Genomic DNA, 3,229 nt, shown 5'->3' on the forward strand with positions numbered 1-3,229 from the left:
CAGATCGGCCCAGGGAAGGCGGAGGTTCTCACTCATCGGCAAGCTGACGTTCATACGGACGCAGGGCGCGCGGATCGCGGTAGCGCGTATGGCGGCACAGCGCGTCCATCTCCATCCCCTGTCGTAACGCATCCATTATATAACCCGACCGCAGGGCATGGGCGCTGAGCCGCGCCGCAATGTCGGGCGGCACCTCGGCCATAAGGGCGCGGCGTTGCAGGATACGGGTCACGGCATAGGGCGTGAGCGCGCGGCCGCCCACGCGGTCCCCCCGGGAAATGCCGCGAAACAGCGGCCCCGTCAGACGATGCGCCACCTGCTGCCAGGCGGTGAAGGCGGCGGCGGGACATAACGCCCGGTCCTGTGGCAGCGGCAGGGTGACGGGCCGGGCGCCTTCCTCATCACGTATGTCCAGCACGACCGCCGCCGGTTCGATACGCACATCCTCCACCTGCAGCCCCACCAGTTCCGACCGGCGCAGCGCCCCGGCGAACCCGAACAGCAGCAGGCAGCGGTCACGCAGGCCACGCGCCCCCTCCCCGCACCGCGCGACCATGGCGCGCAGCATGTCTGGCGTTACGATCCCGGGCGGAAGGGCGGGCGGACGCCCCTGTTCCACCATTGCGGCCAGAGCGTTACGGATGCGCGTATCGCGCACATCCCATGCCACGTCGTTAAACCGGTGCATCTTGCCAATGGCGGCAAGGCGGCGGCGAATGGTGGCGGGGGCGAATTCCGTCAGGCTCCGCAGGTAGCTGGCCACCACGTCCGGCCGCGCGGGAATAGGGGAAACCGCCTGATCCGCGCACCAGCGCGTGAAGTGCATCCAGTCCGCGCGATAGGCGCGCAGCGTGGCCGTGGCCTCACGCGCGGGTGCTGCGGCCCGGGTCGTCACCTGCATGGCCCCCGGTGTCAGACCAGTTCCATCCGGTTGACATCCACCATGCCGAAATCCGTGATCTTGAGGTGCGGGATCACCGGCAACGGCAGGAAGGCAAGCTGGAGGAACGGTTCATCCAGTGTGCAGCCCAGAGACCGCGCGGCGGCGCGCAGCACTTCAAGCTGGTCGCGCACGGTCTCGAACGGAGCATCGCTCATAAGGCCCGCCACCGGCAGCGGCATGTCGGCCACAACCTGACCGTCACGCACCACCACAAAGCCGCCGCCGGTCTTTTCCAGATGGTTGACGGCGGTGGCCATATCCGCGTCATTCATGCCAACCACACATATATTATGGCTGTCATGCCCGACAGAGGAGGCAAGCGCGCCACCGGACAGGCCGAACCCCTTCACGAAGCCACGGCCGATATTGTCGTTATGGCCATGACGCGCCACCACGCAGATGCGCGCGATGTCCTGCGCCGGGTCCGGCTGCACCATACCGTCGCGCACCGGCAGGTCGGCATGCAGGAAGGGGGTGATGATCTGGCCGGGCACAAGGCCGATGACCGGACGCTGCGCGCCGCTGCCCGCCATGGCCATGTCCCGCGGCGTTACCGGCGCGGGCAGGTTGATGCTGTCGATGCCGACGGCGGGAATGATCTCACGCGCGGCGAACAGCGCGTCATTCACCAGCCGCCCGGCGCTGATCACGTCCGACACGCGGCATTCACGCAGGTCATCAAGCAGGACAATGTCCGCCCGCCGTCCCGGCGCGATCAGGCCCCGATCACGCAGGCCAAAGGCGTTCGCGGCGCTGAGTGTCGCGCTGCGATAGGCGGCCAGCGGCTCCACCCCCAGCGAAATGGCGAGGCGGATCAGATAATCCAGATGGCCTTCATGCGCGATTTCCAGCGGGTTGCGGTCATCGGTGCAGAACGCGAAGAACGGAGACGTGACCGGCGTGAGCAGCGGCGCCAGCGCGCGCAGATCCTTGCACACCGATCCCTCGCGGATCAGGACCATCATGCCCTTGCGCACTTTCTCCAGCGCCTCGTCCGCCGCCGTCGCCTCGTGGTCGGTCGTGATCCCGGCGGACAGGTAGCCATTGAGTTTGCGCCCGCGCAGCAGCGGGGCATGGCCGTCGATATGCCCCCCGGCGAAGGCTTCCAGCTTTTCCATGCAGACCGGATCACAGTTCAGCACGCCGGGAATGTTCATGAACTCGGCCAGGCCAATGACCTTGGGGTGGTCACGATAGGGCAGCAGGTCCGCCGCCCCCAGCGTGGCGCCCGATGTTTCCAGCGCGGTGGACGGCACGCAGCTCGCCAGGTTGACGCGCAGATCCATGACCGTGCGCAGCGCCGCCTCGGTAAAGTAATCAAGGGCGGGACGCCCCAGCACGTTCGCCATTTCATGCGGGTCGCAGATGGCGGTGGTCACGCCATGGGGCAGCACGCAGCGATCGAATTCGAACGGGGTGATGAGCGAGGATTCGACATGCAGGTGCGTATCGATAAACCCCGGCACGGCGATGCGGCCATGACCCTCGATCACGTTCACGCCCTCATAGCTGTCCAGCGTGCCGACGATCGTATCCCCGCATATGGCGATATCGGTTGGCAGGAGCGTTCCGGTCACCAGATCGAACAGGCGGACGTTACGGATGACCGTATCCGCCGGGGTGCGCCCGCTACCCTGTGCAATCCGGTCTGAAATCGCGCTGCCTGTCATACTGTCGTGCTTCCCCAAAAAAGATGTTGTCGATCCGTAGTCTATCACAACGCGGCCACTGGCAAATCAGCACACGAATTCTTTTTCACGCCCCCATGCCCGTGCGTCCGCAACATCATTGACAAAAACAGCGGAATTCATGATTCTGAAACGACCAAGGGGAGTCCTGAAAAAGGGCTGAGATACCGCTGGCGTAACCATTTTACGCATGCGGAGACCCTTCCGGGCGCATGGTGCGCTCCGGGGAACCTGATCCGGCTCATACCGGCGGAGGGACTGGTGCGGACAATCGGCATGTCGCTGCCCCCCATGGGTCAGATCACGCGCGCAAGGTCGCGCGGCCCGGTTTTCTCCCACCCCCTGTCGGAGAGAAAACAAGGAGCACTGCCATGACCGCCGTCACTGCGCCTTCCTCTCCCGACCATGTCACGACCGGCTCCATACTGGGGTCCGTCAAGATCTGGTCATCACCCGAAGGCCACGCCCATATCCGCGTGCCATTTCGTGAAATCGCGCTGGAACCCAGCGCCAACGAACCGCCGGTGCGCGTGTACGACACCTCCGGCCCCTATACCGATACGCGCGTGACGATCGACGTGCGCCGGGGCCTCGAACC

Annotated in this window: 2 protein-coding genes and 1 pseudogene; 1 reads left to right on the plus strand and 2 read right to left on the minus strand. The window is 65.5% G+C overall.

Features of this window, described 5'->3' with window-relative positions; all coding sequences use genetic code 11:
- Positions 1 to 28: 28 nt before the first annotated feature.
- Both JCM25156_RS12010 and ade read right to left on the minus strand, forming a co-directional pair.
- Positions 29 to 901: a site-specific integrase gene (locus JCM25156_RS12010; RefSeq protein WP_025813250.1), complete on the minus strand. Its 873-nt coding sequence runs from the start codon at positions 899 to 901 to the stop codon at positions 29 to 31.
- 11 nt (positions 902 to 912) lie between these two features.
- Positions 913 to 2,613: an adenine deaminase gene (gene ade / locus JCM25156_RS12015; protein ID WP_025813251.1), complete on the minus strand. Its 1,701-nt coding sequence runs from the start codon at positions 2,611 to 2,613 to the stop codon at positions 913 to 915.
- A gap of 389 nt (positions 2,614 to 3,002) precedes the next feature.
- Here ade and JCM25156_RS23985 point away from each other — a divergent pair.
- A pseudogene (locus JCM25156_RS23985) lies at positions 3,003 to 3,229 on the plus strand (phosphomethylpyrimidine synthase ThiC); the annotation flags it as partial.

The sequence above is a fragment of the Komagataeibacter kakiaceti JCM 25156 genome, assembly GCF_000613305.1.